We start from the raw sequence: 24,170 nt of genomic DNA, 5'->3' as shown, positions 1-24,170 counted from the left end.
CGGCGACTGGTCCTTCTGCAAGCTCCTTGCAAAATTCTGAGAAAGTTACCGCGTGGGTTCACTCTGCGGCAGCGGAGGTCGATAACCAAGTCACCTCGCCGAATCCAGGCAAAGAATGTGCACACGAAACACCGGTGCGAGAAGTCCGGCGCGGCTTCCTCGGGGTCGGTCTCGGCCGCTGCAGACCCCACGCCGCCACCTACACTCGGGGCCGTGTCCGCAGCTCAGACCAGCCTCACGCACTGGGGCGGATTCACCGCCACGGTGGCCAACGGCGACATCGCATCGGTGGCACCGCTGCCTGGTGACCGCGATCCGTCACCGGCGCTGGGCAATCTGCCCGGGTCGGTGCGGCACGTCTCGCGCGTCACCGGCCCGGCCATCCGGCGCGGCTGGCTCGACGACGGCCCCGGGCCCACCACCCGCCGCGGGGCCGACGAATTCGTCGCGGTGTCCTGGGACGAGCTCACCGAGCGACTGGCCGGCGAGCTGCGCCGGGTCATCGACACCCACGGGAACGAGGCGGTCTACGGCGGTTCCTACGGCTGGTCCAGCGCCGGACGCTTCCACCACGCGCAGAGTCAGGTGCACCGCTTTCTGAACTGCCTTGGCGGATACACCTTTTCGCGTCACTCCTACAGCCTCGGGGCGACCGGGGTGATCATGCCGCGCGTCGTCGGCACCCACGACGATCTGTTCAAGCGGTCCACCCAGTGGGAGGTCATCGTCGAACACACCGATCTGATGGTGTGTTTCGGCGGGGTGGCGTTGAAGAACACCGGCGTCAACCACGGCGGCACCACCGCCCACCCGGCCCGCGATGCGCTGGACCGGTTCCGGGCGCGCGGTGGCCGCATCGTGTCGTTCTCGCCGCTGCGCGACGACGTCGCCGGTGAGTGCGACTGGCATGCGCCGATCCCGGGCACCGACGTCGCGATCATGCTGGCGCTGGCCCATGTGCTGGCCACCGAGTCCCTGGCCGACCGTGACTTCCTGACGCGCTACTGCACCGGGTACGAGCGGTTCGAACGTTATCTGCTCGGAACCGATGACGGGGTGCCGAAATCGCCGCAGTGGGCGGCGCGGATCTGTGGTCTCGACGCCGACGACCTGACCGAGCTGGCCCGGCGGATGGCCGCCTGCCGCACGATCGTGACGGTGAGCTGGTCGCTGCAACGCACCCGCCACGGCGAGCAGGCGCCCTGGATGGGGCTCACGCTGGCGGCGATGCTGGGCCAGATCGGCCTTCCCGGCGGCGGATTCGGCCACGGCTACGGCTCGATGAACGAGCCCGGCCTGGCCCCACTGCGGTGCGGGTTGCCCAGGCTGCCCCAGGGTGTCAACCCGGTGGCGACGTTCATCCCGGTGGCCGCGGTCAGCGACATGCTGCTGCACCCGGGTGAGCCTTTCGACTACAACGGTCTGCGGTTGCGCTACCCCGACATCAGGCTGGTGTACTGGGCCGGCGGCAACCCGTTCCACCACCATCAGAACCTGCCCAGGCTGCGCCGCGCGCTGCACCGCCCCGACACCGTCGTGGTGCACGAACCGTACTGGACGCCGATGGCCAAGCATGCCGACATCGTGGTTCCATCAACCACTTTCGCCGAACGCGACGATTTCTCCGGCTCACGCAACGACCCGCTGCTGATGGCGATGCCCCGGCTCACCGAGCCCTATGCGCAGTCGCGGGACGACTACGACACCTTCAGCGCGCTGGCCCACCGGCTCGGTGTCGGGCAGGCCTTCACCGAAGGCCGTACGTCATGGCAGTGGCTCCGGCACATGTACGAGAAATGGTCGACGACACTGAACTTCGACGTGCCCCCGTTCGAACAGTTCTGGCGCGAGGGCCGGCTGCGACTGCCGACCGACGACGGCCTGACCCTGCTCGCCGACTTCCGCGCCGACCCCGACGTGCACCGGTTGGGCACCCCGAGCGGGCTGATCGAGATCTTCTCGGCCGACATCGACGGCTTCGGCTACGACGACTGCGTCGGCCATCCGGCCTGGTTCGAACCCGCCGAGTGGCTCGGCGGGCCTCGCGCGCAGCGCTATCCGCTGCACCTGATCGCCAACCAGCCCGTGGGCCGGTTGCACGGTCAGCTCGACGGTGGCGCGGTCAGCCAGGCCTCGAAAGTGGCGGGCCGCGAACCGATCCGCATGCATCCCGGCGACGCCGCGGCGCGCGGCGTGGCCGACGGCGACGTGGTCCGGGTGTTCAACGACCGGGGCGCGTGCCTGGTCGGCGTGGTGCTCGACGACAGGGTCCGCCCGGAGGTGGTTCAGCTGTCGACCGGGGCGTGGTTCGACCCCGCCGATCCGGCCGACCCGGATTCGATGTGCGTGCACGGCAACCCGAACGTGCTCACCGAGGACGTCGGGACCTCAGCGCTGGCGCGCGGGTGCACCGGGGCGCATGTGCTGGTGCAGGTCGAGAAGTACACCGCCGCACCGCCCCCGGTGCGTGCGCATCAGCCGCCGGTTCTCGCGGTCCGCTGAGCGCCCTGGCGCGGCCCGCGCCTGCGCGGTCCGCGGCCGGTGCGTGCCGGGCCTCCGCGACGCGGGTCGGACCCACGGTGCTCGGAGGTCCTGACGGCGGGCTTGGCCACGGGGGCCGGGGCGGTGCGCAGCGGCGCGATCTCGCCGACGAGGTCGCGGACCTCGGTGGATTCGGCGTCGACGTCGCGGGGGCGCACCGTGATTCCGGCGCGGCGCAGCAGCTGCTGGGTGTCCCTGCGCTGCTCGGGCAGCACGACGGTGACCACGTCACCGTCACTGCCTGCCCGTGCGGTGCGGCCCGAACGGTGCAGGTATGCCTTGTGCTCCATCGGCGGGTCCACGTGCACGACGAGTTCGACCCCGTCGACGTGTACGCCGCGGGCGGCGATGTCGGTGGCCACCAGGACGCGCGCCTCGCCGCTGGAGAACGCGGCCAGGTTGCGCTCCCGGGCGGGCTGGGACAGGTTGCCGTGCAGGTCCACCGACGGCACGCCGGCCTCGGTGAGCTGCTTGGCCAGCTTGCGGGCCTGATGCTTGGTGCGCATGAACAGGATCCGCCGGCCGGTGCCGGACGCCAGGCGGTGCACCAGGTCCTTCTTCTGCTGGACACCCCCGACGTGGAAGACGTGGTGGGTCATATGGACCGGCGCGTCGGCGGCCTCGTCGACCGAATGCATCACCGGATCGGTCAGGAAGCGGCGCACCAGCTTGTCGACGCCGTTGTCCAGGGTGGCCGAGAACAGCAGCCGCTGCCCGCCGGCCGGCGTCGCGGCCAGGATGCGGGTGACGCCGGGCAGGAAGCCCAGGTCGGCCATGTGGTCGGCCTCGTCGATGACCGTGGTGGCCACCGCGTCGAGGTTGATCAGCTTCTGCCGCATCAGGTCTTCGAGGCGTCCGGGGCAGGCCACCACGATGTCCACGCCGGAACGCAGCGCGCTGACCTGCCTGCTCTGGGCGACCCCGCCGTAGATGGTGGTGACGGTCAGACCCGACAGTGCCGCAAGCGGCGCCAGCGTCGCGGTGATCTGGGTGGCCAGTTCGCGGGTCGGGGCGAGCACCAGGCCCGACGGGCGCGAGGGCTGACTACGGCGACCGGTGAGCCGGGTCACCAGCGGCAAGGAGAACGCGAGAGTCTTTCCGCTGCCGGTCTTTCCGCGGCCGAGCACGTCGCGTCCGGCGAGCGAGTCGGGCAGTGTGGCGGCCTGGATCGGGAACGGCTCGCCGATCCCCTGTGCGGCCAGTGAGCCGACGAGGGCTGCGGGCACACCGAGTTCGGCGAAGGTTTGGGTGGTCATTCTGAGAGGGCTTCCTGTCTTTCGGCCTTGTCGGGCAGCGTGTGCCCGGCAGCCGCGACGGAGACCGTCATGCGGAGTGCGCACACCGTGGCGAGTTCGCCACAACAATGTCTGGTGGTGATGGTCGTCGGCGCTGTGAAAAGGCACCCTGCTCCGGTGGTCCGCAGCCGACGTCTCGTCAACAATAGCCGATGCCGCCCGGCCCAGCGCATTCGAGGTGGTCAGTACGTGGTGTACCCGGCCAATCCGGCGGCCAGCGAGACCGGTACCCGGGCCTTCATCCTGGTGCCGCTCTCGGTGTGTTCGACGGCGTCGACGCGCCCCTCGGCGTGCACCCGGTTCACCAGATCACCACGGTCGTAAGGGATTGTGACGTCGACCACGGTGTCGCGCGGCGCGATCATCTCGGCCATCCGGGTCTGCAGGCGCTCCAGCCCGTCGCCCGTGCGCGCCGACACGAACACCGCACCCGGCAACGCGCGGCGCAACTGCGCCAGGGTGAGGCCGTCGGCGGCGTCGATCTTGTTGACCACCAACAGTTCCGGCGGTGCGGGCACGTCGGTCTCGGCGACCACGTCGTTGACCACCTGGCGCACCGCGTTGATCTGCGCGAGCGGGTTGGCGTCGGAACCGTCGACGACGTGCACCAGCAGGTCGGCGTCGGCGACCTCTTCTAGGGTCGACCGGAACGCCTCGACCAGCTGGGTCGGCAGGTGCCGCACGAAACCGACGGTGTCGGTGAGCACGAACTCGCGGCCGTCGGGGAGTTCCCCGCGCCGGGTGGTGGGTTCCAGCGTGGCGAACAGGGCGTTCTCCACCAGCACCCCCGCGCCGGTCAGCGCGTTGAGCAGGCTGGACTTGCCTGCGTTGGTGTAGCCGACGATGGCGACCGCCGGCACGTCGTTGGCCAACCGCCGCCCGCGCTGAGTGTCGCGCACCTGTTTCATATCGCGAATCTCGCGGCGCAGCTTGGACATTCGTTCGCGGATGCGCCTGCGATCAGTCTCGATCTTGGTCTCGCCCGGACCGCGGGTGCCCACGCCGCCCCCGGCGCCGCCGGCGCGGCCACCGGCCTGGCGGGACATCGACTCGCCCCAGCCACGCAGCCGCGGCAGCATGTACTCCATCTGGGCGAGCGAGACCTGGGCCTTACCCTCCCGGCTGGTGGCGTGCTGGGCGAAGATGTCCAGGATCAGCGCGGTGCGGTCGATGACCTTGACCTTCACCACCTTCTCCAGCGCGTTGAGCTGGGCGGGGCTCAGCTCGCCGTCGCAGATGACGGTGTCGGCGCCGGTGGCGATCACGATCTCGCGCAGTTCGGCGGCCTTACCGGAGCCGATGTAGGTCGACGGGTCGGGTTTGTCGCGGCGCTGGATCAGGCCTTCGAGCACCTCGGAGCCGGCGGTCTCGGCCAGCGCGCGGAGTTCGGCGAGGCTGGCGTCGGCGTCGGCGGCGCTGCCCTCGGTCCACACGCCGACCAGCACGACGCGTTCCAGGCGCAGCTGGCGGTATTCGACCTCGGTGACGTCGGCCAGCTCGGTGGAGAGACCGGCGACCCGGCGCAATGCCGTGCGGTCCTCCAGGGCCATTTCGCCGGCGCTGGGATTGTCGTGGGGAAATTCAGGATGGGTCATAGGCGAATCAAGATTCGCACGAATGTCATTGAGCATGCACTCCAATTAACGTCCCGGCCGGGCCGGCTGTTCCCTGCTGGGCCGCCCACCACCGGTCGGCGATCTCCCCGTCGGCGACCAGGACCGACGGTCCGCGCAGGAAGCTGGTGGCCTCGGTGACGGTGACCAGGACCTCGCCACCGGGCACGCGCACGGTCAGCGATCCGGTCGGTGTGCCCTGGTGGGCCAGCGCGGCGACGGTCGCCGCGACGGTTCCGGTGCCGCACGAGCGGGTCTCCCCCACTCCGCGTTCGTGTACCCGCATCGACACCGCGCCGCCGGACGGAGCGGTGAGCACCTCGACGTTGACGCCGTCGGGGAACTGCGCGGTGTCGAACCGCACGGGTGCGGCGACGTCCAGGGCGAGGAGTTCCTCGGCGGTCAGCGTGTCGTCCACACAGGCCAGGTGCGGGTTTCCGACGTCGACGGCGAGCCCGGTGAAGGCCCGGCCGCCGACGGTTGCGGTGCCGGTGCCCAGCTGGGCGGCCTTGCCCATCTCGACGGTGACGTCGGCGGTGGTGCCGGCGGGGCCGTGCAGCACCACGGGCCGGGGCCCGGCCGGCGAGCCGACGACGAACTCGTCGCGTGTTTCCAGTCCGCTGGCCCGCAAGTAGTGCGCAAACACCCGCACGCCGTTGCCGCACATCTGCGCGATCGACCCGTCGGCGTTGCGGTAGTCCATGTACCAGTCGGACTCGGCGACCCCCTCGGGGATCCGCGCGAACACCCCGGCGGCGTGGGCGGCGCCGGCGGTGGTCACGCGCAGCACGCCGTCGGCGCCGAGGCCACGGCGCCGGTCGCACAGCGCGCTGACCGCGGCGGGGGTCAGCGGCAGCTCGGCGGTCAGGTCCGGGAGCAGCACGAAGTCGTTCTGCGTGCCGTGTCCCTTGGCGAACTTCACCCGGTCAGGATACGTCGCGCCACGCGCGCAGCACCGCGTCGACGTTGCCGGCTGCCGCGCCGTCCAGCCAGGTGATGCGGTGGTCGCGGCGGAACCACGAGCGTTGCCTGCGCACGTAGCGCCTGGTGCCGACGAAGGTGGGTTCGCGTGCCGCGCTGCCGTCACCGCCCGCGTCGAGGTCGGCGAGCACCTGCGCATAGCCGAGCGCCCGCGCTGCGGTGACACCGTCGCGCAGGCCGCGACCGACGAGCGTGACGACCTCCTCGACCAGCCCGCGCTCGAACATCAGGTCGGTGCGCCGCGCCAGCCGGTCGTCGAGGACGGAGGTCTCCCAGTCCAGTCCGATGATCGCGGTGTTCCAGCGCGGGGTGCCGATGGTCGGCGCCGACGCCGCGAACGGCCGCCCGGTCAGCTCCACCACCTCCAGCGCCCGCACGATCCGCCGGCCGTCGGTCGGCAGGATCGAGGCCGCCGCGGCGGCGTCGACCGCGGCGAGTTCGCGGTGCAGTGCCGCGACGCCGACGTCGGCGAGGCGCTGTTCCCAGCGGGCCCGCACCTGCGGGTCGGTGGCCGGGAACGACCACTGGTCGAGCAGCGACTGGACGTAGAGCATCGACCCGCCGACGATCACCGGCACCGCGCCCCTGGCGGCGATCGCCTCGACGTCCGCGGCGGCGGCGGCCTGGTACCGGGCGACGGTCGCGGTCTCGGTGACCTCCAGGACGTCGAGCTGGTGGTGGGGCACGCCGCGGCGCTCGGCCGGCGTGAGCTTGGCGGTGCCGATGTCCATACCGCGGTAGAGCTGCATCGCGTCGGCGTTGACCACCTCGACGGCGGTGTCGCCGCTGAGCGCGTCGGCGACGGCCAGAGCCAGCTCGGACTTGCCCGTCCCGGTGGGGCCGACCAGGGCCAGTGGTCGCACGGCGGTCACGGGGTCCAGGCGCCGACGAAGTAGCCGACGCCGTAGGGGGCGCCGCGGTAGTACTGGTCGGCCGAGCGCGGGCCGGGTCCGGCCAGGCCGGCCAGCACCTGGTAGGCGACCCGGCCGAGGATCGCCGCCGGGAGCCGGGTCAGCGCGTCGGTGTCGCCGGCGGCCAGCGCGTCGTCGAGCGCGTCCTGCGCGGGCGCCGCGGCCGGGTCGTACCCGCCCGGGGCCGACGGTGTCAGGGTGTTGGCGCCGTCGGCGATCACCAGCACACCGACGTCCTCGGGTGCGGCGTCGAGTTCGGCGCGCAGCCGGGCGCCGGTCCCGACGGCCGCGGCGGCGTCCCGGTCGCCGCCGAAGGCGCGCACCTGCACCTCGGCGTCCGGGGTGGCGGCACCGCGCAGCCACCCGGCGATCAGCGCGCACAGCGGCAGCGCCGTGGGCTCGCCGGTGACGGCAGGCGCGGACAGCCCGACCCTGACGTCGACGCCGTAGCCGGCGAACGTGCCTGCGGTCTGCGGGTCGTGGACGCTGTCGGTGGGTCCGACGCCGACGGCGATCCAGCGGCGCGGCAGACCGGCCGCCGCGGACACCGCGGCCGCGCGCATGTCCTCGGTCTCGGCGGCGGCCGAGGAGGCCAGCTCGGGGACCATCAGCGGCGCCGACGGGACGATCGCGATGGCGGTCAACACGGCATCCAACTAATCACACAGTCACCGGGTCACGGGTGGCCGCTTCCCCGCGCGCCAGCGCGACGGTGGCCACCACCAGCACGGCCACCGCGACGACCAAGGTGATCCAGCCCGCCTCTCCGGGGCGCAGAGACTCGCCGAGCACCGCGACGCCCAGCCCGCACGCGACGATCGGTTCGGTGACCGTCATCGTCGGCAGCGAGGCCGTCAGCGCGCCGGCGCGGAACGCTGCCTGCTGGGTCGAGGTTCCCAGGATCGCCACCGCCACCCACGCGTAGAGCTCGGGCAGCCGGGCCACCGCGAGAAGTCCGCCGAGACTGCTGACGTCGAGATGATGCACCACCGACTTGGTCAGCACGGCGAACAGGCCCCACAGCACGCCGGAGACCACCGCCGTCAGCACCGCGCTCACCGGCCCCGACCACACCCTCGCGCCGATGACACACAGCACCACCGCGGGCCCGAGGACCAGCGCCACCGCCACCCAGGTCTCCAGCGAGGCCCGCGACGCACCCTCGGTGGGATTGCCGACGGTGACGATCATCGCGACCGCTCCCGCCAGCAGCGCCGCCCACAGCCACTCCCAGCGGGTCACCCGGCGGTGGGACAGCTTCGCGCTCATCGGCAGCGCGAACAACAGCGAGGTGACCAGCAGCGCCTGCACCAGCAACACCGAGCCCAGGCCCAGCGCCGCGGCCTGCAGCACGAAACCGACCGCGGCCACCGCGCTGCCTGTCCACCACTGCCGGTCCCGCAGCAGCTTGCCGAAAAGCTGCAGGTGGCCGACCTGTTCGTCGGTCACCTCGTGCGCCGAGCGCTGATGGATGACGTCGCCGGCCGCCATGAAGAACGCGGCGGCGAGCGCGAGCAGTGCGGCCAGATCCGCCTTCGCCATCGGCGACCTCCTCCGGTGTGTCCCGGGAGAGCCTAGGCACCGGCACAGGCCAACGCGTGGGCGCGGTGCCGGGCGACCTGTTTCAATAGCCAGGAGCGTTGTCAGCTCACAGGCGCCGCGGTGCGCGGCAGGTGCGCGGGGAACCGCGCGACAAGACACGAGGTAACGGACATGACGATCACCGAACGCGGCGGCTCCCCGGACGCCGGACCCCAGGGCACCGAAGCGACGACGCAGGAGGTCACCTCCGCGCCGGCCCCACGACCCAAGCCCTCCGCCGCCAAACCCAAGCCGGGTGCGATGCGGCCCGGTCCCCGGCCGGCCGTCCCCGTGTCGGCGCCGGTGGTGGGCACCGCGCCGACCAGCGATCCGCACCGGTTCGGCCGCGTCGATCCCGACGGCACGGTCTGGCTGATCACCGCGGCCGGTGAGCGCACCATCGGCTCGTGGCAGGCCGGCGAACCCGAGGCCGCGTTCACCCACTTCGGGCGCCGCTTCGACGACCTGCACACCGAGGTGGTGCTGCTGGAGACCAGGCTGGCGTCCGGGACCGGCGATGCCCGCAAGATCCGGTCGGCGGCGGTGTCGCTGGCCGAGGGCCTGGCCGACGCGCACGTGCTCGGTGACGTCGACGCGCTGGCCGCGCGCCTGGCCTCGATCGTCGAGCAGGCCGACAGCGCCTCGCACGAGGAGAAGGCCCGCCGCGAGGAGCTGCGTGCCACCCAGACCGCCCGCAAGGAGGCGCTGGCCGCCGAGGCCGAGGACATCGCGGCCAACTCCACCCAGTGGAAGGCCGCCGGCGACCGGATGCGCGCCATCCTCGACGAGTGGAAGACGATCACCGGGCTGGACCGCAAGATCGACGATGCGCTGTGGAAGCGCTACTCGGCAGCGCGGGAGACGTTCAACCGCCGCCGGGGTTCGCATTTCGCCGAGCTGGACCGGGAACGCGCCGGCGCCCGGCAGGCCAAGGAGTCGCTGTGCGAGCGTGCCGAGGCGCTGTGTGATTCGACCGAGTGGGGGCCGACCTCGGCGACGTTCCGCGAGCTGCTGACCGAGTGGAAGGCCGCGGGGCGCGCGTCCAAGGACGTCGACGACTCGCTCTGGCAGCGCTTCAAGGCCGCCCAGGACAAGTTCTTCTCGGCGCGCAACGCCGCCACGGCCGAACGCGACGCGGAGTTCCGCGCCAACGCCGAGGCCAAGGAGGCGCTGCTGGCCGAGGCGGAGCGGATCGACACCTCGGATCTGGACGCGGCCCGGGCCGCGCTGCGCACGATCGGCGACCGGTGGGACGCGATCGGCAAGGTGCCACGGGAACGCGCGGCCGACCTGGAGCGCCGGCTGCGGTCGGTGGAGAAGAAGATCCGCGACGCCCCGACCGGCGGGGTGGACCCGGAGGCCCAGGCCCGTGCCGATCAGTTCCGCGCCCGCGCCGAGCAGTTCGAGCGGCAGGCGGAAAAGGCGGCCGCGGCCGGTCGCACCAAGGACGCCGAGCAGGCACGCGCCAGTGCCGAGCAGTGGCGCCAGTGGGCGGACGCGGCGGCGGACGCGGTCAGCCGCAAACGCTGACTAGTTCGTCGGCTTCTTCGGCGGGGCGGCGTCGTCACCCTTGTCGTCGTCGCCCTCGCCGGGGAACGACTCCAGGAGGCCCTTCTGCTGGCCTTCGGAGATGACGCGGCGACGCTCTTGCTCAGCGGCCAGTTGCAGCGCGGTTCGGGTGGCGACCACCCGGGCCCAGTGGTAGCTCAGCAGGATCACCGCCAGCCAGCCGACGACCAGGCCGATCCCGGGACCTGGATACGGGTCCGGCGCGGTCTGCCGCGACCACACCGCCAGCATCCCCAGGAACGCCGACACGGTGGACCCGGCGAGGGCGATCCACGCTAGCGTCCAGCGCCGGGTCAGCAGTGCCAGCATCGCGAAGCCGACGCCGAACACCAGCGAGAACCATGCGAACACCCGCGACGGCAGCGCGACGCCGGCCTCGGTGGCCGCCTCGGAGCCGGAGAGCACGTCGAGTCCGCGCGCACCGCCGGTGTGCGGGAGCACCAGCGTGGCCAGCAGCACGAACACCAGTATCGAGAGCACCAGCGCCCGCGCACCCGGGTCGATCTCGCGGGAGACGCGCCGTTCGGCCGCCTCCAGGTCGCTCTTGTAGGCGTCGAAGCCGTTCGCGCTCGACTCCCCGCTCATCGGGCACATCCGCTCGTCGCCGGCGCCGCGGCGGGCACACCGATCGCGGGCATCCCCAGGCCGACCCCGGTGCGCGGCTTCCGCCCGGCCGCGTGCGCGTCACCGGCCCGGGTGCGCCGGTGCTCCACCGGGGCGCCGTCGGCGATCAGGTGATGCGGCGCGGCGCCGGTGACGGTGGTCACCACGACGTCGCCCGGCCTGATCTCGTCACCGGCGGGGCCGGGAGTGAAGTGCACCAGCCTGCCGTCGCGGGCCCGGCCCGACATCCGGGCGGTGGCGGCGTCCTTGCGTCCCTCGCCGGTGGCGACGAGCAACTCGACGCGGCGCCCGATCTGTGCGGTGTTCTCGGTCAGCGAGATCTTCTCCTGTAAGTCGATCAGCCGCTGGTACCGCTCGGAGACAACGGCTTTGGGGACCTGGTCAGCCAAGTCGGCGGCCGGGGTGCCCGGCCGTTTGGAGTACTGGAAGGTGAACGCGCTGCTGAACCGGGCCGCCGCGACGACGTCGAGGGTGGCCTGGAAGTCCTCCTCGGTCTCGCCGGGGAAGCCGACGATGATGTCGGTCGTGATCGCCGCGTCCGGGATCGCGGCGCGCACCCGATCGATGATGCCGAGGTAGCGCTCGGCCCGGTAGGAGCGGCGCATCGCACGCAGCACCCGGTCGGAGCCGGACTGCAGCGGCATGTGCAGGGTCGGGCACACATTCGGCGTCTCGGCCATCGCCTCGATCACGTCGTCGGTGAACTCGGCGGGATGGGGCGAGGTGAAGCGCACCCGCTCCAGCCCGTCGATCCGTCCGCAGGCGCGCAGCAGCTTGGCGAACGCGCCGCGGTCGCGCGGCTGGTCGGCGTCTACAAAGGACACGCCGTAGGCGTTCACGTTCTGCCCCAGCAGGGTGATCTCCAGCACGCCCTGGTCGACCAGCGTCTGCACCTCGGCCAGCACATCGCCCGGCCGCCGGTCCATCTCCTTGCCGCGCAGCGACGGCACGATGCAGAACGTGCACGTGTTGTTGCAGCCGACCGAGATGGAAACCCAAGCCGCATAGGATGATTCGCGACTGGCCGGCAGTGCCGACGGGAATTCCCGCAGCGCTTCGGCGATTTCGACCTGCGCGACGCGGTTGTGGCGGGCCCGGTCCAGCAACGCGGGCAGCGAACCGATGTTGTGGGTGCCGAACACCACATCCACCCACGGCGCCTTCTGCAGCACCGAGTCCCGGTCCTTCTGCGCCAGGCAGCCGCCGACGGCGATCTGCATGTCCGGGTCGGCCTGCTTGCGCGGCGCGAGGTGACTGAGGTTGCCGTACAGCTTGTTGTCGGCGTTCTCCCGCACCGCGCACGTGTTGAACACCACGATGTCGGCGTCGGCGCCCGCGCCCGCGCGGCGGTAGCCGGCCTCCTCGAGCAGTCCGGCCAGGCGTTCGGAGTCGTGCACGTTCATCTGACAGCCGTACGTGCGGACCTCGAACGTTCGCGCCGGACGGTCGGGAGAAAGCCCGCTCGCCTGCTGCGTCACCGTGGAAGTCACGGGGGCCATCCTACGGAGCGCGGCGGCCACCCCTAAAATCGCCGATCGTCGAGTTCACAGCACGCTGGACGTTCCCTGGGTAAGGTCTTCACGCATGGAGAGCCCCAGGGAGTCCCCTGACGTGCCGATGATCTCTGTGAAGGCGGTGAACAAGCACTTCGGCGCCCTCCACGTCCTCAAGGACATCAACCTCGAGGTCGGTCGCGGCCAGGTCGTCGTCGTGCTGGGTCCGTCGGGTTCGGGCAAGTCGACGCTGTGCCGCACCATCAACCGGCTGGAGACCATCGACTCGGGCACCATCGCGATCGACGGTGTGGTCCTGCCCGCGGAGGGCCGCAAGCTCGCGCAGTTGCGGTCCGACGTCGGCATGGTCTTCCAGTCGTTCAACCTGTTCGCGCACAAGACGATCCTGGAGAACGTGACGCTGGCGCCGATGAAGGTGCGCAAGGCGTCCAAGGAGCAGGCGCGGGAGAACGCGATGCGCCTGCTGGAACGCGTCGGGGTGGCCAACCAGGCCGACAAGTACCCGGCCCAGCTCTCCGGCGGGCAGCAGCAGCGGGTGGCGATCGCGCGGTCGCTGGCGATGGACCCCAAGGTGATGCTGTTCGACGAGCCCACCAGCGCGCTGGATCCCGAGATGATCAACGAGGTGCTGGCCGTGATGGCGGGCCTGGCCTCCGACGGGATGACGATGCTGGTGGTCACCCACGAGATGGGGTTCGCGCGCAGAGCCGCCAACCGCGTGGTGTTCATGTCCGACGGCGCGGTCGTCGAGGACGCCGAACCCGCCGAGTTCTTCGAGAACCCCCAGACCGACCGCGCCAAGGATTTCCTCGGCAAGATCCTGCACCACTGACCCGGTCCCCCCGGCGAAAGGAATCACCACCATGTTCCCCAAGTCCCTGTCCGCACGCGTCGTCGGCGCCTTCGCGCTCGCGGCCGCACTTCCCCTCGCAGTGACCGCGTGCGGCGGCGGTGACGGCGGCAGCGGCGGTGGTGGTGGCGGCGACACGATCGTCATCGGCACCAAGTTCGACCAGCCCGGCCTGGGCCAGAAGAACCCCGACGGCACCATGAGCGGGTTCGACGTGGACGTGGCCACCTACGTGGCGAACGAGCTCGGCTACGCCCCGGACAAGATCGAATGGAAAGAGTCGCCGTCGGCGCAGCGGGAGAACCTGATCCAGAACGGTCAGGTCGAGTTCATCGCCGCGACGTACTCGATCACCGACGCGCGCAAGGAGAAGGTCGCGTTCGCGGGCCCGTACCTGGTCACCGGCCAGAGCCTGCTGGTCCGCTCGGACAACAACGACATCACCGGCGCGGCGTCGCTGGAGAACAACAAGATCCTGTGCTCGGTGTCCGGCTCCACGCCCGCGCAGAAGATCAAGGACGAGTACCAGGGCGTGCAGCTGCAGCAGTACGACACCTACTCGGCGTGCATCGACGCGCTGAAGAACGGCGCCGTCGACGCGGTCACCACCGACGAGACGATCCTGGCCGGCTACGCCGCCCAGACCCCCGGCGCGTTCAAGATCGTCGGCGAGCCGTTCTCCGAGGAGCGCTACGGCATCGGCCTGAAGAAGGACAACACCGAACTGCGCACCAAGATCAACGACGCGCTGCGCAAGATGGAGGAGAGCGGGGCCTGGAAGGAAGCGTTCGACAAGAACCTCGGCCCGGCCGGAATCACCGCGCCGGCACCCCCGCCGCTCGACAACTGAGCCACAGGTAGCCACCGGAGCCGCCTGTGGAGATTTTCACCGAGTACCGCGCGGAGATCTTCGCCGCGTTCTGGACCACCATCCAGCTCACGGTTCTGTCGGCGGTGGGTGCGCTCGTGCTCGGCACGGGGCTGGCGGCGATGCGGTTGGCCCCGGTGCCGATGCTCAACTGGATCGGCACCACGTACGTCAACATCGTGCGCAACACCCCGCTGACGCTGATCATCCTGTTCTGCTCGTTCGGGCTGGCCCAGACGCTGGGGCTGACGCTGGCCAACCGCGGGTCGGCGACGTTCATCGCCGACAGCGGGTTCCGGCTGGCCGTGCTGGGGCTGACCGTCTACACCGCGTCGTTCGTGTGTGAGACGGTGCGCGCCGGTGTGAACACCATCCCGCTGGGCCAGGCCGAAGCCGCCCGCTCGCTGGGCCTGACGTTCGGGCAGAACCTGCGGATCGTGTTGCTGCCGCAGGCGTTTCGTGCGGTCATCATCCCGCTCGGTTCGGTGCTGATCGCGCTGACGAAGAACACCACGATCGCCTCGGCGATCGGTGTCGCCGAGGCTGCGCTGCTGATGAAGGAGATGATCGAGAACACCGCGGCGGTGCTGGTGGTCGGCGGCATCTTCGCGCTGGGATTCGTGATCCTGACCCTGCCGCTGGGGCTGGTGTTCGGTTGGCTGGGCAAGCGATTGGCGGTGGCTCACTAGTGGCCGGCTCTGTCCTGTTCGACGTTCCGGGTCCCCGCGCGCGGATCCGCAACCGGGTGATCTCGGTGGTCACCATCGTGGTGCTCGCGCTCGTCGCCTGGGTGGTCTACTCCCGGCTGGAGTCGCGGGGCCAGCTCACCGCCGCGAAATGGGAACCGTTCCTGACCCCCGATCTGTGGCGCACCTACGTGCTGCCGGGCATCGAGGGCACCCTGACGGCGGCGGCCGTGTCGATCGTGCTGGCCCTGGCGCTGGGCCTGGTGCTCGGGGTGGGCCGGCTGTCGACGCACAACGGGATCCGCTGGGCCTCGTCGGTGTTCGTCGAGTTCTTCCGCGCGGTGCCGGTGCTGATCATGATGATCTTCGCGTACTTCCTGTACGCGTTCTACGACGTGTTCCCGTCCAAGCACCTCGCGCTGGCCGGCGTGATCACCGGCCTGACGCTCTACAACGCCGCGGTGATCGCCGAGATCGTGCGCGCCGGTGTGCACGCGCTGCCGCGTGGCCAGGCCGAGGCTGCGTCCGCGCTGGGCATGACCTCAGGTCAGACGATGCGGTCGATCCTGCTGCCGCAGGCGATCACCTCGATGCTGCCGGTGCTGGTCTCCCAGCTGGTCGTGGTGTTGAAGGACACCGCGCTCGGCTACCAGATCACGTTCGTCGAGATGGTGCGCCAGGGCACGGTGATCGGCTCGGCCTACGGCAACTACATTCCGGCGCTGATCGTGATCGCGCTGCTGATGATCGCGATGAACTTCACCCTGTCGTGGCTGGCGACCCGGTTGGAGAAGCGGATGCGCCGCTCCCGCAAGGGTCCGGCGCCGATGGAGGCCGAGCCGCTGGAGCTGCAGGGCGACCGCAGCCGCGGGGTCTGACCGGCGCCGTGAGTTCCGCGCTGCTGGCCTTCGACGTACTGCCCGAGGCGACGCTGCGCGGCATGGTCGACCTGATGGTCCGCCTGATCGAGGCGTGCGGCGCGGTGGTGATCATGATCGGCGCGGTGGTCGCGATCGTGAAGTTCGTCGCCGCGCTGGCCCGGCGCGACCTCGACCAGTTCTCCGCGGTGCGGCTGACGATGGCCCGTTTCCTGGTGCTGGGGCTGGAGTTCCAGCTCGCCGCGGACGTGCTGCGCACCGCGATCTCCCCGTCGTTCGAGGAGATCGGCAAGCTGGCCGCCATCGCCGCCATCCGCACCGCGCTCAACTATTTCCTCAATCGCGAGATCGCTCAGGAGAAGCGCGAGCTCGAGCTGCTGGCCCGCCCGGGCCCGGCCCCCGCTCCCCCAGCGCCGTGAGCGTCGTTCTGGCCGCGTCGTGGTGCGTCGCGATCGCCGGAATCGTGCTCGGGTCGGCGGCGCTGATCGTGTTCGGCAAGCCGCTGATCGCACTGCGGGTGACGCTGGAATTCCTCACCGCGGCCGGTCTGTTGCGGTTGAGCGTGGACTCGTCGTGGACGGCGATCGCCGTGGCCGCGACGCTGATCGTGTTGCGCCGCATGATCACCCGGGTGCTGGTCGCCGACTTCACGTCGTCGCCGTGGCGGGTGCGCCGCACCACCTGAGGAGGGCCTCGGCGAGCCCGGCACCGTCCTCGGTAGCGGCCCAGGCGACGTGCCCGTCGGGCCGGATCAGCACCGCCGACGGTGCGGGAACCTCCCCGACCACCGGCAGTTCCCAGGTGGGGGCGCACCGCGCGGGCACGCGCTGCACCCGGTCGTGCCTTCCGGTCAGGTCGACGCCGCCGGGGATCCCGAGGTCGAGCAGCAGCACCCGCGCGTCGTGCAGGAGTTCGTAGACGCGCACCGTGCCGCCCGGGGTGCTCAGCTCCAGGTCGGGCATCCGCCGGCCGAGCAGCGGGTGTGCCCGTCACCGAGGTCGTACCGGATGTCGAGCCCGGACATCATCGCGGCGACATGCCTGCGCGGCTCGTCGAGGGCGAGCAGGTCGGCAACGGCGCCGTGCAGCACGGTGCTGCGGTCGTCCTGGCGCAGCAGCGCCATCTGGGCCACGGCGTTGCGCAGCACGCGCGCACCGACCGGGTGCCGCTCGTCGTGATAAGTGTCGAGCAGGTCGTCAGCCGACGTCCCGCGCACGACCTGCGCCAGCTTCCAGCCGAGGTTGACCGCATCCTGCAGTCCGGTGTTGAGCCCCTGCCCGCCGACGGGGTGATGCACGTGCGCCGCGTCCCCGGCCAGCAGGATGCGCCCGCTGCGGTAGCGCGACGCCTGCCGTGCCACGTCGGTGAACCGGAAAAGCGATGTCGGACTGTGCACGCCGTAGTCGGTGCCGTACACCGCGGTCAGCGCGTCGCGCAGCTCGAACAGGCCCGGCTCGCGCGAACGCCGCAGGTGCTGCTCGGTGACCATGATCCGCGTCTGCCCGTCGTCGGACGGACTGAGCGCATGCACCCCGCAGGCGTCGCGCCGGATGCCCCACTCGGGTTCCCGTCCGGGCTCCGGGGCGATCTCGGCTTCGGCGAGCAGATAGCTGGTGGTGGGTTCCCAGCCCGGAAAGTCGATGCCTGCCGCTTTGCGGATGAGGCTGCGTCCGCCGTCGCAGCCGACAAGGTAACTCGCCCGCAGGGTCTGCCCGTCGGACAACCTGACGTCGACCCCGCTGCCGGTCTGCGTGAAGCCCGCCACCTCCCGCCCGCGGTGCACCACGACCCCGAGTTCGTCGGCCCGTTCGGTCAGCAGACGCTCGATGTGCTTCTGCCACAACGCCAGACCGTACGGATGGCGGGTCGGGAAGTCGCTGATGTCCAGGCGGACCTGGGCGAAACCGTGCACCTGCAGGGTCTGCCCGGCGGCCAGGAAGCGGTCGACGATGCCGCGCTGGTCGAGGATCTTGAGGGTTCGCGACAGCAGGCCGCCGGCCCGCGCACCGGTGAGGTTCCCGCTGTCACGACGTTCGACGACCGCGACGTCCACCCCCGCCAGCGCCAGTTCGGCGGCCAGCATCATGCCGGTGGGGCCGCCCCCGCCGATCACCACCTGGTGGTCACTGTCCCCGGGCTGGTGGTCACTGTCCCCGGGTCGAATTCGGCTGTCACTGAGCTGTGTTCTGGTCACGGCAGCCGATTCTGGGGCCACCCCCCGGTCTTGCCGCAAGACCGGGGGTGCCCAATAATGTGAGAGGGGGAAGCGACGATCACCTCCCCCGCTCACCTGTCGCTCACACCTTGCGGCGCTCCCGCTCGTTCGCCAATTCGGCGGTGACCACATCGAGTGCCATCGACTGCTGATAGCCGCGCCGGGCCAGCATGCCGACCAGCCGCCGCGCCACCTTGTTCTCGGCGTCTCTGTCGTCGGGGTCGCCGAGCTTCTCGCGCCGCAACTTGTCGCGGACCAGCTGTTCGGCGCGGGTGCGTTCGGCGCCGGCGTCGATCCCGGCCAATGCGCCGTCGATCACCTCGTCGTCGACACCCTTCTTGCGCAACTCGGCAGCCAACGCGCGCTTGCCTTTTCCGGCATTCGCGCGCCGGGACCGCACCCACTCCTCGGCGAAGTCCTCGTCGTCGATCAGCCCTACCTCAGTCAACCGGTCCAGGACAGACGCGGCGATGTCGTCGGGGTATCCGCGCTTGGCCAGCGCGGCCTCCAGTTCAGCACGGGTGCGCGCCCTTGCGGTGAGCAGGCGCAGACACACTGCCCGCGCCTGCTCGCCTCGCTTGGTGGGCTCGTCGGCACCCGCCGCCGGACTAGAAGTCGACGGGAGCGGGAAGAGCGTCATCGGCTGCGCCATCGGTCAGCTGAGCCCCGATACCGAGCTTCTCCTTGATCTTCTTCTCGATCTCGTTGGCCGCATCGGGGTTCTCCATCAAGAATTTTCGCGCGTTCTCCTTGCCCTGGCCCAGCTGCTCGCCGTCGTAGGTGAACCAGGATCCGGACTTGCGGATGAAGCCGTGCTCGACACCCATGTCGATGAGTGAGCCTTCCCGGCTGATGCCGTGGCCGTACAGGATGTCGAACTCGGCCTGCTTGAACGGCGGCGACACCTTGTTCTTGACCACCTTCACGCGGGTGCGGTTACCGACGGCGTCGGTACCGTCCTTGAGGGTCTCGATGCGCCGGACATCCAGGCGCACCGAGGAGTAGAACTTCAATGCTTTACCGCCGGTGGTGGTTTCGGGAGATCCGAACATCACACCGATCTTCTCGCGCAGCTGGTTGATGAAGATCGCGGTGGTGCCCGAGTTGTTCAGCGCACCGGTCATCTTGCGCAGCGCCTGGCTCATCAGGCGGGCCTGCAGACCCACGTGGCTGTCGCCCATCTCGCCCTCGATCTCGGCGCGCGGCACCAGCGCGGCCACCGAGTCGATGACCAGGATGTCCAGTGCACCGGAGCGCACCAGCATGTCGGCGATCTCCAGCGCCTGCTCACCGGTGTCGGGCTGGGACACCAGCAGCGCGTCGGTGTCCACCCCGAGCTTCTTGGCGTAATCGGGGTCCAGCGCGTGCTCGGCGTCGATGAACGCCGCGATACCGCCGGCGGCCTGGGCATTGGCCACCGCATGCAGCGCGACGGTGGTCTTACCGGAGGACTCCGGACCGTAGATCTCGACCACGCGGCCGCGCGGCAACCCGCCGATGCCGAGCGCGACGTCGAGCGCGATCGAACCGGTGGGGATGACCGCGATCGGCGGACGGACGTCCTCGCCGAGCCGCATCACCGAACCCTTGCCGAAGTTCTTGTCGATCTGTGCGAGTGCCAGCTCAAGGGCCTTCTCGCGGTCGGGGGCTTGTGGCGCCATGGTGATACCTCTCCGATAGTCGTTGTCGACCGGTTCTCGGTCGGTTGGCAGTGACGCTATGTGAGGCCACCGACAAGTCGCTGGGTCGAACTCCCCCCACAGTAGACGAACAGGTGTTCGATACAAGTGGACACGCCGACGGGTCGCCGTTTCGGCAGGTCCCGCCGGCTGACGAGCCTGGACGCGTGCCGCGCGCGGTCCTATCGTGGAGCGATCCGCCACGGAAACGGACCGGTATGCACGAGATGGCGATCACCCAGAGTGTCGTCGATGCCGTGTGTGACCACGCCGCCGGCCGACGGATACACGGGATCCGGCTGGAGGTCGGCGCGCTGTGCGCGGTGGTGCCGGACTCGATGCAATTCTGCTTCGAGCTGGTCACCGAGGGCACCGCGGCCGAGGGCGCCCGCCTCGACATCGACGTGCGCCCGGCCAGCGGGCACTGCCGCGGCTGCGGCGAGGACTTCGTGCTGGCCGATTTCATCCTGCTCTGCCCGTGTGGCAGCGCCGACGTCGAGGTGACCGCCGGCCAGGACATCCTGATCCGGTCCATGGAAGTGAGCTGACCATGTGCGCAACCTGCGGGTGCGGAGACGACGCGGCGACCGTCACCGTCCCCGGCACCCCGGCCGACCACCAGCACCCCCACCCCCACGCGCACCCGCACCTGCACCCGCACACCGTCGACCTCGAGCAGCGGGTGCTGGCCAAGAACGACGCCCTCGCCGAGCACAACCGGCACCGGCTCGCGCAGCGCCGGATCCTCGCGCTGAATCTGATGAGCTCGCCCGGGGCCGGGAAGACCACGTTGCTGGAGCGGACCATCCGCGAACTGGGCGCGCGGACCGCGGTGACCGTCATCGAAGGCGATCAGGAGACCCTGCTCGACGCCGAGCGGATCCGCGCCACCGGGGTGCCCGCGGTGCAGGTGAACACCGGGGCCGGCTGCCACCTCGACGCGCAGATGGTCGGCGACGCGCTGACCGCCCTCGATCCGCCCGAGCACTCGCTGCTGTTCATCGAGAATGTCGGAAACCTGGTCTGCCCGGCCATGTTCGACCTCGGCGAGCAGGCCAAGGTGGTGATCGTCTCGGTGACCGAGGGCGCCGACAAGCCGCTGAAATACCCGCACATGTTCGCTGCAGCGGACCTGGTTCTGGTCAACAAGTCCGACCTGTTGCCCTACGTCGATTTCGACGTCGCGCAGTGCGTCCGGCACGCCAGGTCGGTCAACCCCGGCGTGGAGATCCTGACGGTGTCGGCCAGCAGCGGCGAAGGCCTCGCGCAGTGGTACCGCTGGATCGAGATCCAGACCGGCCCGGACCGTACCTCAACCCGGCCCTCAACCCGTTGACAACCGATATCCGCGCGAGTAGACCAAAGTCAGCGGCGTGCAAGTGGGCCGAGCGTCGACTCCGGCGCCGCAGGGGCCACAGCCCGGCCCCGGAAAGCTGTGACATATGCCCAGCGAGGCAGCAGTCAAAGCGGAAGAGGCGCTGATCCACGTTCTGTGGATCAATGCCGGCCTGAGTTGTGACGGCGATTCAGTGGCGCTGACTGCCGCCACCCTCCCGAGCATCGAGGAGATCGCGCTCGGCGCGCTTCCCGGCCTGCCCAGGGTCGCCATCCACTGGCCCTTGATCGACTTCGAATGCGGACCCAACGGAGGCGCCGACGACTTCCTCGAATGGTTCTTCAAAGCCGACAGAGGCGAATTGGAACCGTTCGTGCTGGTCGTCGAGGGCTCCATCCCCAACGAGAAGATCAAGGACGAGGGCTACTGGTGCGGGTTCGGCAACGACCCCGCCACCGGCCAGCCCATCACCACCAGCGAATGGCTGGACCGGCTCACCCCGAAGGCCACCGTGGTGGTGGCGGCAGGCACGTGCGCCACCTACGGCGGCATCCACGCGATGGCAGGCAATCCGACGGGTGCGATGGGAGTGCCCGACTACCTCGGCTGGGACTGGAAGTCCAAGGCCGGCGTCCCGATCGTGTGCGTGCCGGGGTGTCCGGTGCAGCCGGACAACCTGTCGGAAACGTTGACCTACCTGCTCTACATGGCCACCGACCAGGCGCCGATGATCCCGCTCGACGACGCGTTGCGGCCCAAGTGGCTGTTCGGTGCGACGGTCCACGAGGGCTGCGACCGCGGCGGCTACTACGAGCAGGGCGACTTCGCCACCGAGTACGGGTCACCGAAGTGCATCGTGAAACTGGGATGTTGGGGCCCGGTGGTGAAATGCAATGTGCCCAAACGCGGTTGGATGGACGGCGTCGGCGGCTGCCCGAACGTGGGCGGCATCTGCATCGGCTGCACCATGCCGGGCTTCCCGGACAAGTTCATGCCGTTCATGGACGAACCGCCCGGCGGCAAGCTGTCCTCCACCGGCTCCGAGCTCTACGGCTCGGTGATCCGGAGTCTGCGCCACATCACCGGTCGCACGCTCGACCACGAGCCCCACTGGCGGCGCCCGGGCACCGAACTGACGACCGGAGTCACCCGCACCTGGTGACCTCGGCGTCCTCGCGCGTCGTGACACCTGTTGCACTGCTGAGCATTTCACAGAGAGAAGTAGGCCGATGACCACGACCACGCCCAAGCCGTCCCCCGCGGAGCGCGACCCCGGCCAGCTCGTGGAGATGGCGTGGGACCCGATCACCCGGATCGTCGGCAGTCTCGGCATCTACACCAAGATCGACTTCGAGAACCGGGAAGTGGTGGAGTGCCACAGCACCTCGTCGATCTTCCGCGGCTATTCGATCTTCATGAAGGGCAAGGACCCCCGCGACGCGCATTTCATCACCAGCCGGATCTGCGGCATCTGCGGCGACAACCATGCGACCTGTTCGTGTTACGCGCAGAACATGGCCTACGGCGTGCAGCCGCCACACCTGGGCGAATGGTTGATCAATCTGGGCGAGGCCGCGGAATACATGTTCGACCACAACATCTTCCAGGAGAACCTGGTCGCGGTCGACTACTGCGAGAAGATGGTCGCCGAGACCAATCCCAGCGTGTTGGCCAGAGCCGAGAACACCGTGGCCCCGCACGCCGACATGCACGGCCACCGCACGATCGCCGACATCATGCGTGCGCTCAATCCGTTCACCGGCGAGTTCTACCGGGAGGCGCTGCAGGTCAGCAGGCTCACGCGGGAGATGTTCTGCCTCATGGAGGGTCGCCACGTGCACCCGTCCACGCTGTACCCGGGTGGGGTCGGCACCGTGGCGACCGTCCAGTTGATGACCGACTACATGACCCGGCTGATGCGCTACATCGAGTTCATGAAGAAGGTCGTGCCGATGCACGACGACCTGTTCGATTTCTTCTACGAGGCCCTGCCCGGATATGAACAGGTGGGCCTGCGCCGCACCCTGCTCGGCTGCTGGGGCTCTTTCCAGGATCCCGAGCACTGCAACTTCTCCTACCGCGACATGGAGTCGTGGGGGCGCAAGATGTTCGTCACCCCAGGCGTGGTGGTCGACGGGAAGCTGGTCACCACCTCGCTGGTGGACATCAACCTGGGTATTCGGATCCTGTTGGGGCACAGTTTCTATGACGACTGGACTGACCAGGAGATGTTCGTCAAGAATGACCCGCTGGGCAACCCGGTGGACCGCCGCCATCCCTGGAACCAGCACACCAATCCCAAACCGCAGAAGCGGGACTTCGACGACGGGTACAGCTGGGTGATGTCGCCGCGGTGGTTCGACGGCAAGGACAACCTGGCACTGGACACCGGCGGCGGCGCGCTGGCCCGGATGTGGTCGACGGCGCTGGCCGGGCTCGTCGACATCGGATACGTGAAGTCGACCGGCCACAGCGTGCAGATCAACCTGCCCAAGACCGCGCTGAAGGGGCCGGTGGAGTTCGAGTGGGCGATCCCGGCGTACGGCAGCAACACGTTGGAGCGCAACCGCGCCCGCACCTACTTCCAGGCCTACGCCGCGGCGTGCGCACTGCATTTCGCGGAGAAGGCGCTCGTCGAGATCCGTGCCGGACGGACCAAGACGTGGGAGCGGTTCGAGGTGCCCGACGACGGTGTCGGCTGCGGCTTCACCGAGGCGGTGCGCGGGGTGCTGTCGCACCACATGGTGATCCGCGACGGCAAGATCGCGAACTACCACCCGTATCCGCCGACGCCGTGGAACGCCAGTCCCCGCGACAGTTACGGCACGCCGGGCCCCTACGAGGACGCGGTGCAGGGCCTGCCGATCTTCGAGGAGAACGACCGCGACCACTTCAAGGGCATCGACATCATGCGCACGGTGCGCAGTTTCGACCCGTGCCTGCCGTGCGGGGTGCACATGTACCTCGGTCAGGGCCGGCAACTGGACCTGCTGCACTCCCCCACCCAGTCGGTGACCGGGGAATAGCGC

General features: G+C 69.9%; 22 protein-coding genes and 1 pseudogene. 12 read left to right on the top strand and 11 right to left on the bottom strand.

Annotated features, from left to right (window positions below; translation table 11 throughout):
- The first annotated feature begins 213 nt into the window (after positions 1-213).
- On the top strand, positions 214-2,502 hold the full coding sequence (locus tag C6A87_RS11215) for a molybdopterin guanine dinucleotide-containing S/N-oxide reductase (RefSeq protein ID WP_311117290.1): 2,289 nt from the start codon (positions 214-216) through the stop codon (positions 2,500-2,502).
- On the opposite strand, the gene C6A87_RS11210 is transcribed toward C6A87_RS11215, so the two are convergent.
- The 6 genes from C6A87_RS11210 to C6A87_RS11185 all read right to left on the bottom strand — a co-directional run bounded on the left by C6A87_RS11210 (position 2,475) and on the right by C6A87_RS11185 (position 8,883).
- A complete protein-coding gene (locus C6A87_RS11210; RefSeq protein WP_311117289.1) occupies positions 2,475-3,797 on the bottom strand; it encodes a DEAD/DEAH box helicase in 1,323 nt (440 codons plus the stop codon). The two genes, C6A87_RS11215 and C6A87_RS11210, sit on opposite strands and share 28 nt — an antisense overlap.
- Positions 3,798-4,018: 221 nt before the next feature.
- Positions 4,019-5,431: a GTPase HflX gene (hflX, locus tag C6A87_RS11205; RefSeq protein WP_311117288.1), complete on the bottom strand. Its 1,413-nt coding sequence runs from the start codon at positions 5,429-5,431 to the stop codon at positions 4,019-4,021.
- 25 nt (positions 5,432-5,456) lie between these two features.
- The gene (dapF, locus tag C6A87_RS11200) at positions 5,457-6,371 is read right to left on the bottom strand and encodes a diaminopimelate epimerase (RefSeq protein WP_311117287.1); all 915 of its coding nucleotides are present in this window, start codon (positions 6,369-6,371) and stop codon (positions 5,457-5,459) included.
- A 4-nt stretch (positions 6,372-6,375) separates the two neighbouring features.
- Positions 6,376-7,293 carry a tRNA (adenosine(37)-N6)-dimethylallyltransferase MiaA gene (gene miaA, locus C6A87_RS11195; protein WP_311117888.1) on the bottom strand — a complete coding sequence of 306 codons (918 nt, stop codon included), beginning with the start codon at positions 7,291-7,293 and terminating at the stop codon, positions 6,376-6,378.
- Positions 7,294-7,298: 5 nt separating this feature from the next.
- The gene (locus C6A87_RS11190; protein ID WP_311117887.1) at positions 7,299-7,988 is read right to left on the bottom strand and encodes a hypothetical protein; all 690 of its coding nucleotides are present in this window, start codon (positions 7,986-7,988) and stop codon (positions 7,299-7,301) included.
- 13 nt (positions 7,989-8,001) lie between these two features.
- Positions 8,002-8,883, bottom strand: a complete 882-nt coding sequence (locus C6A87_RS11185; protein ID WP_311117286.1) for a DMT family transporter — start codon at positions 8,881-8,883, stop codon at positions 8,002-8,004.
- A gap of 171 nt (positions 8,884-9,054) precedes the next feature.
- On the opposite strand from C6A87_RS11185, the gene C6A87_RS11180 reads away from it, so the two are divergent.
- Positions 9,055-10,452, top strand: coding sequence for a DUF349 domain-containing protein (locus C6A87_RS11180; protein ID WP_311117285.1), 1,398 nt, complete (start codon positions 9,055-9,057; stop codon positions 10,450-10,452).
- Here the strand turns inward: C6A87_RS11180 and C6A87_RS11175 are convergent, their stop codons facing one another.
- Both C6A87_RS11175 and miaB read right to left on the bottom strand, forming a co-directional pair.
- On the bottom strand, positions 10,453-11,076 hold the full coding sequence (locus C6A87_RS11175; RefSeq protein ID WP_396837041.1) for a hypothetical protein: 624 nt from the start codon (positions 11,074-11,076) through the stop codon (positions 10,453-10,455).
- Positions 11,073-12,614, bottom strand: coding sequence for a tRNA (N6-isopentenyl adenosine(37)-C2)-methylthiotransferase MiaB (gene miaB, locus C6A87_RS11170; protein ID WP_311117283.1), 1,542 nt, complete (start codon positions 12,612-12,614; stop codon positions 11,073-11,075). The genes C6A87_RS11175 and miaB overlap by 4 nt, the downstream gene beginning before the upstream one ends.
- Positions 12,615-12,699: 85 nt before the next feature.
- Between miaB and C6A87_RS11165 the strand changes: the two genes are divergently transcribed.
- The 6 genes from C6A87_RS11165 to C6A87_RS11140 are packed head-to-tail and all read left to right on the top strand — an operon-like array spanning position 12,700 to position 16,596.
- Entirely contained in the window at positions 12,700-13,461 is a 762-nt protein-coding gene (locus C6A87_RS11165) for an amino acid ABC transporter ATP-binding protein (RefSeq protein ID WP_396837040.1), read from the top strand.
- Positions 13,462-13,492: 31 nt separating this feature from the next.
- A complete protein-coding gene (locus tag C6A87_RS11160; RefSeq protein WP_311117282.1) occupies positions 13,493-14,329 on the top strand; it encodes a glutamate ABC transporter substrate-binding protein in 837 nt (278 codons plus the stop codon).
- A gap of 26 nt (positions 14,330-14,355) precedes the next feature.
- Complete coding sequence (locus tag C6A87_RS11155; protein WP_311117281.1) at positions 14,356-15,036, top strand: amino acid ABC transporter permease; 681 nt, start codon at positions 14,356-14,358, stop codon at positions 15,034-15,036.
- Positions 15,036-15,911: an amino acid ABC transporter permease gene (locus C6A87_RS11150; protein WP_311117280.1), complete on the top strand. Its 876-nt coding sequence runs from the start codon at positions 15,036-15,038 to the stop codon at positions 15,909-15,911. Before C6A87_RS11155 ends, C6A87_RS11150 begins: the two co-directional genes overlap by 1 nt.
- An 8-nt stretch (positions 15,912-15,919) precedes the next feature.
- Positions 15,920-16,330, top strand: a complete 411-nt coding sequence (locus C6A87_RS11145) for a DUF1622 domain-containing protein (RefSeq protein WP_311117279.1) — start codon at positions 15,920-15,922, stop codon at positions 16,328-16,330.
- The gene (locus C6A87_RS11140) at positions 16,327-16,596 is read left to right on the top strand and encodes a hypothetical protein (RefSeq protein WP_311117278.1); all 270 of its coding nucleotides are present in this window, start codon (positions 16,327-16,329) and stop codon (positions 16,594-16,596) included. The genes C6A87_RS11145 and C6A87_RS11140 overlap by 4 nt, the downstream gene beginning before the upstream one ends.
- On the opposite strand, the pseudogene C6A87_RS11135 reads toward C6A87_RS11140, so the two are convergent.
- The 3 genes and pseudogenes from C6A87_RS11135 to recA form a co-directional block, all read right to left on the bottom strand.
- Positions 16,559-17,997, bottom strand: a pseudogene (locus C6A87_RS11135) (FAD-dependent monooxygenase). The gene C6A87_RS11140 and the pseudogene C6A87_RS11135 overlap by 38 nt on opposite strands.
- Before the next feature lie 211 nt (positions 17,998-18,208).
- A complete protein-coding gene (recX, locus tag C6A87_RS11130; RefSeq protein WP_311117277.1) occupies positions 18,209-18,766 on the bottom strand; it encodes a recombination regulator RecX in 558 nt (185 codons plus the stop codon).
- On the bottom strand, positions 18,735-19,787 hold the full coding sequence (recA, locus tag C6A87_RS11125; protein WP_311117276.1) for a recombinase RecA: 1,053 nt from the start codon (positions 19,785-19,787) through the stop codon (positions 18,735-18,737). The genes recX and recA overlap by 32 nt, the downstream gene beginning before the upstream one ends.
- A 236-nt stretch (positions 19,788-20,023) precedes the next feature.
- On the opposite strand from recA, the gene C6A87_RS11120 reads away from it, so the two are divergent.
- From C6A87_RS11120 to C6A87_RS11105, 4 genes are all read left to right on the top strand, one after another.
- Positions 20,024-20,353 (top strand): hydrogenase maturation nickel metallochaperone HypA, encoded by a 330-nt coding sequence (locus C6A87_RS11120; protein WP_311117275.1) that lies wholly within the window; start codon positions 20,024-20,026, stop codon positions 20,351-20,353.
- A 2-nt stretch (positions 20,354-20,355) separates the two neighbouring features.
- Entirely contained in the window at positions 20,356-21,141 is a 786-nt protein-coding gene (gene hypB / locus C6A87_RS11115) for a hydrogenase nickel incorporation protein HypB (protein WP_311117274.1), read from the top strand.
- Between the two features lie 106 nt (positions 21,142-21,247).
- Positions 21,248-22,303, top strand: a complete 1,056-nt coding sequence (locus C6A87_RS11110) for a hydrogenase expression protein HypE (RefSeq protein ID WP_311117273.1) — start codon at positions 21,248-21,250, stop codon at positions 22,301-22,303.
- 67 nt (positions 22,304-22,370) lie between these two features.
- On the top strand, positions 22,371-24,167 hold the full coding sequence (locus C6A87_RS11105) for a nickel-dependent hydrogenase large subunit (RefSeq protein ID WP_311117272.1): 1,797 nt from the start codon (positions 22,371-22,373) through the stop codon (positions 24,165-24,167).
- Positions 24,168-24,170 lie beyond the last annotated feature (3 nt).

This window comes from Mycobacterium sp. ITM-2016-00317, from assembly GCF_002968295.1.
GTDB lineage: Bacteria > Actinomycetota > Actinomycetes > Mycobacteriales > Mycobacteriaceae > Mycobacterium.
The sequence above is the reverse complement of the archived record's forward strand: the minus strand, read 5'-3'. Positions and strand labels throughout refer to the sequence as shown.

Bases quoted from the DNA above. Each gene is read 5' to 3' on its own strand.
- C6A87_RS11105 (WP_311117272.1), top strand. From the start codon at position 22,371: ATGACCACGACCACGCCCAAGCCGTCCCCCGCGGAGCGCGACCCCGGC.
- C6A87_RS11160 (WP_311117282.1), top strand. From the start codon at position 13,493: ATGTTCCCCAAGTCCCTGTCCGCACGCGTCGTCGGCGCCTTCGCGCTC.
- miaB (WP_311117283.1), bottom strand. From the start codon at position 12,614: ATGGCCCCCGTGACTTCCACGGTGACGCAGCAGGCGAGCGGGCTTTCT.
- C6A87_RS11175 (WP_396837041.1), bottom strand. From the start codon at position 11,076: ATGAGCGGGGAGTCGAGCGCGAACGGCTTCGACGCCTACAAGAGCGAC.
- C6A87_RS11165 (WP_396837040.1), top strand. From the start codon at position 12,700: ATGGAGAGCCCCAGGGAGTCCCCTGACGTGCCGATGATCTCTGTGAAG.
- C6A87_RS11120 (WP_311117275.1), top strand. From the start codon at position 20,024: ATGCACGAGATGGCGATCACCCAGAGTGTCGTCGATGCCGTGTGTGAC.
- C6A87_RS11180 (WP_311117285.1), top strand. From the start codon at position 9,055: ATGACGATCACCGAACGCGGCGGCTCCCCGGACGCCGGACCCCAGGGC.
- hflX (WP_311117288.1), bottom strand. From the start codon at position 5,431: ATGACCCATCCTGAATTTCCCCACGACAATCCCAGCGCCGGCGAAATG.
- C6A87_RS11110 (WP_311117273.1), top strand. From the start codon at position 21,248: ATGCCCAGCGAGGCAGCAGTCAAAGCGGAAGAGGCGCTGATCCACGTT.
- hypB (WP_311117274.1), top strand. From the start codon at position 20,356: ATGTGCGCAACCTGCGGGTGCGGAGACGACGCGGCGACCGTCACCGTC.
- C6A87_RS11210 (WP_311117289.1), bottom strand. From the start codon at position 3,797: ATGACCACCCAAACCTTCGCCGAACTCGGTGTGCCCGCAGCCCTCGTC.
- recA (WP_311117276.1), bottom strand. From the start codon at position 19,787: ATGGCGCCACAAGCCCCCGACCGCGAGAAGGCCCTTGAGCTGGCACTC.
- recX (WP_311117277.1), bottom strand. From the start codon at position 18,766: ATGACGCTCTTCCCGCTCCCGTCGACTTCTAGTCCGGCGGCGGGTGCC.
- C6A87_RS11185 (WP_311117286.1), bottom strand. From the start codon at position 8,883: ATGGCGAAGGCGGATCTGGCCGCACTGCTCGCGCTCGCCGCCGCGTTC.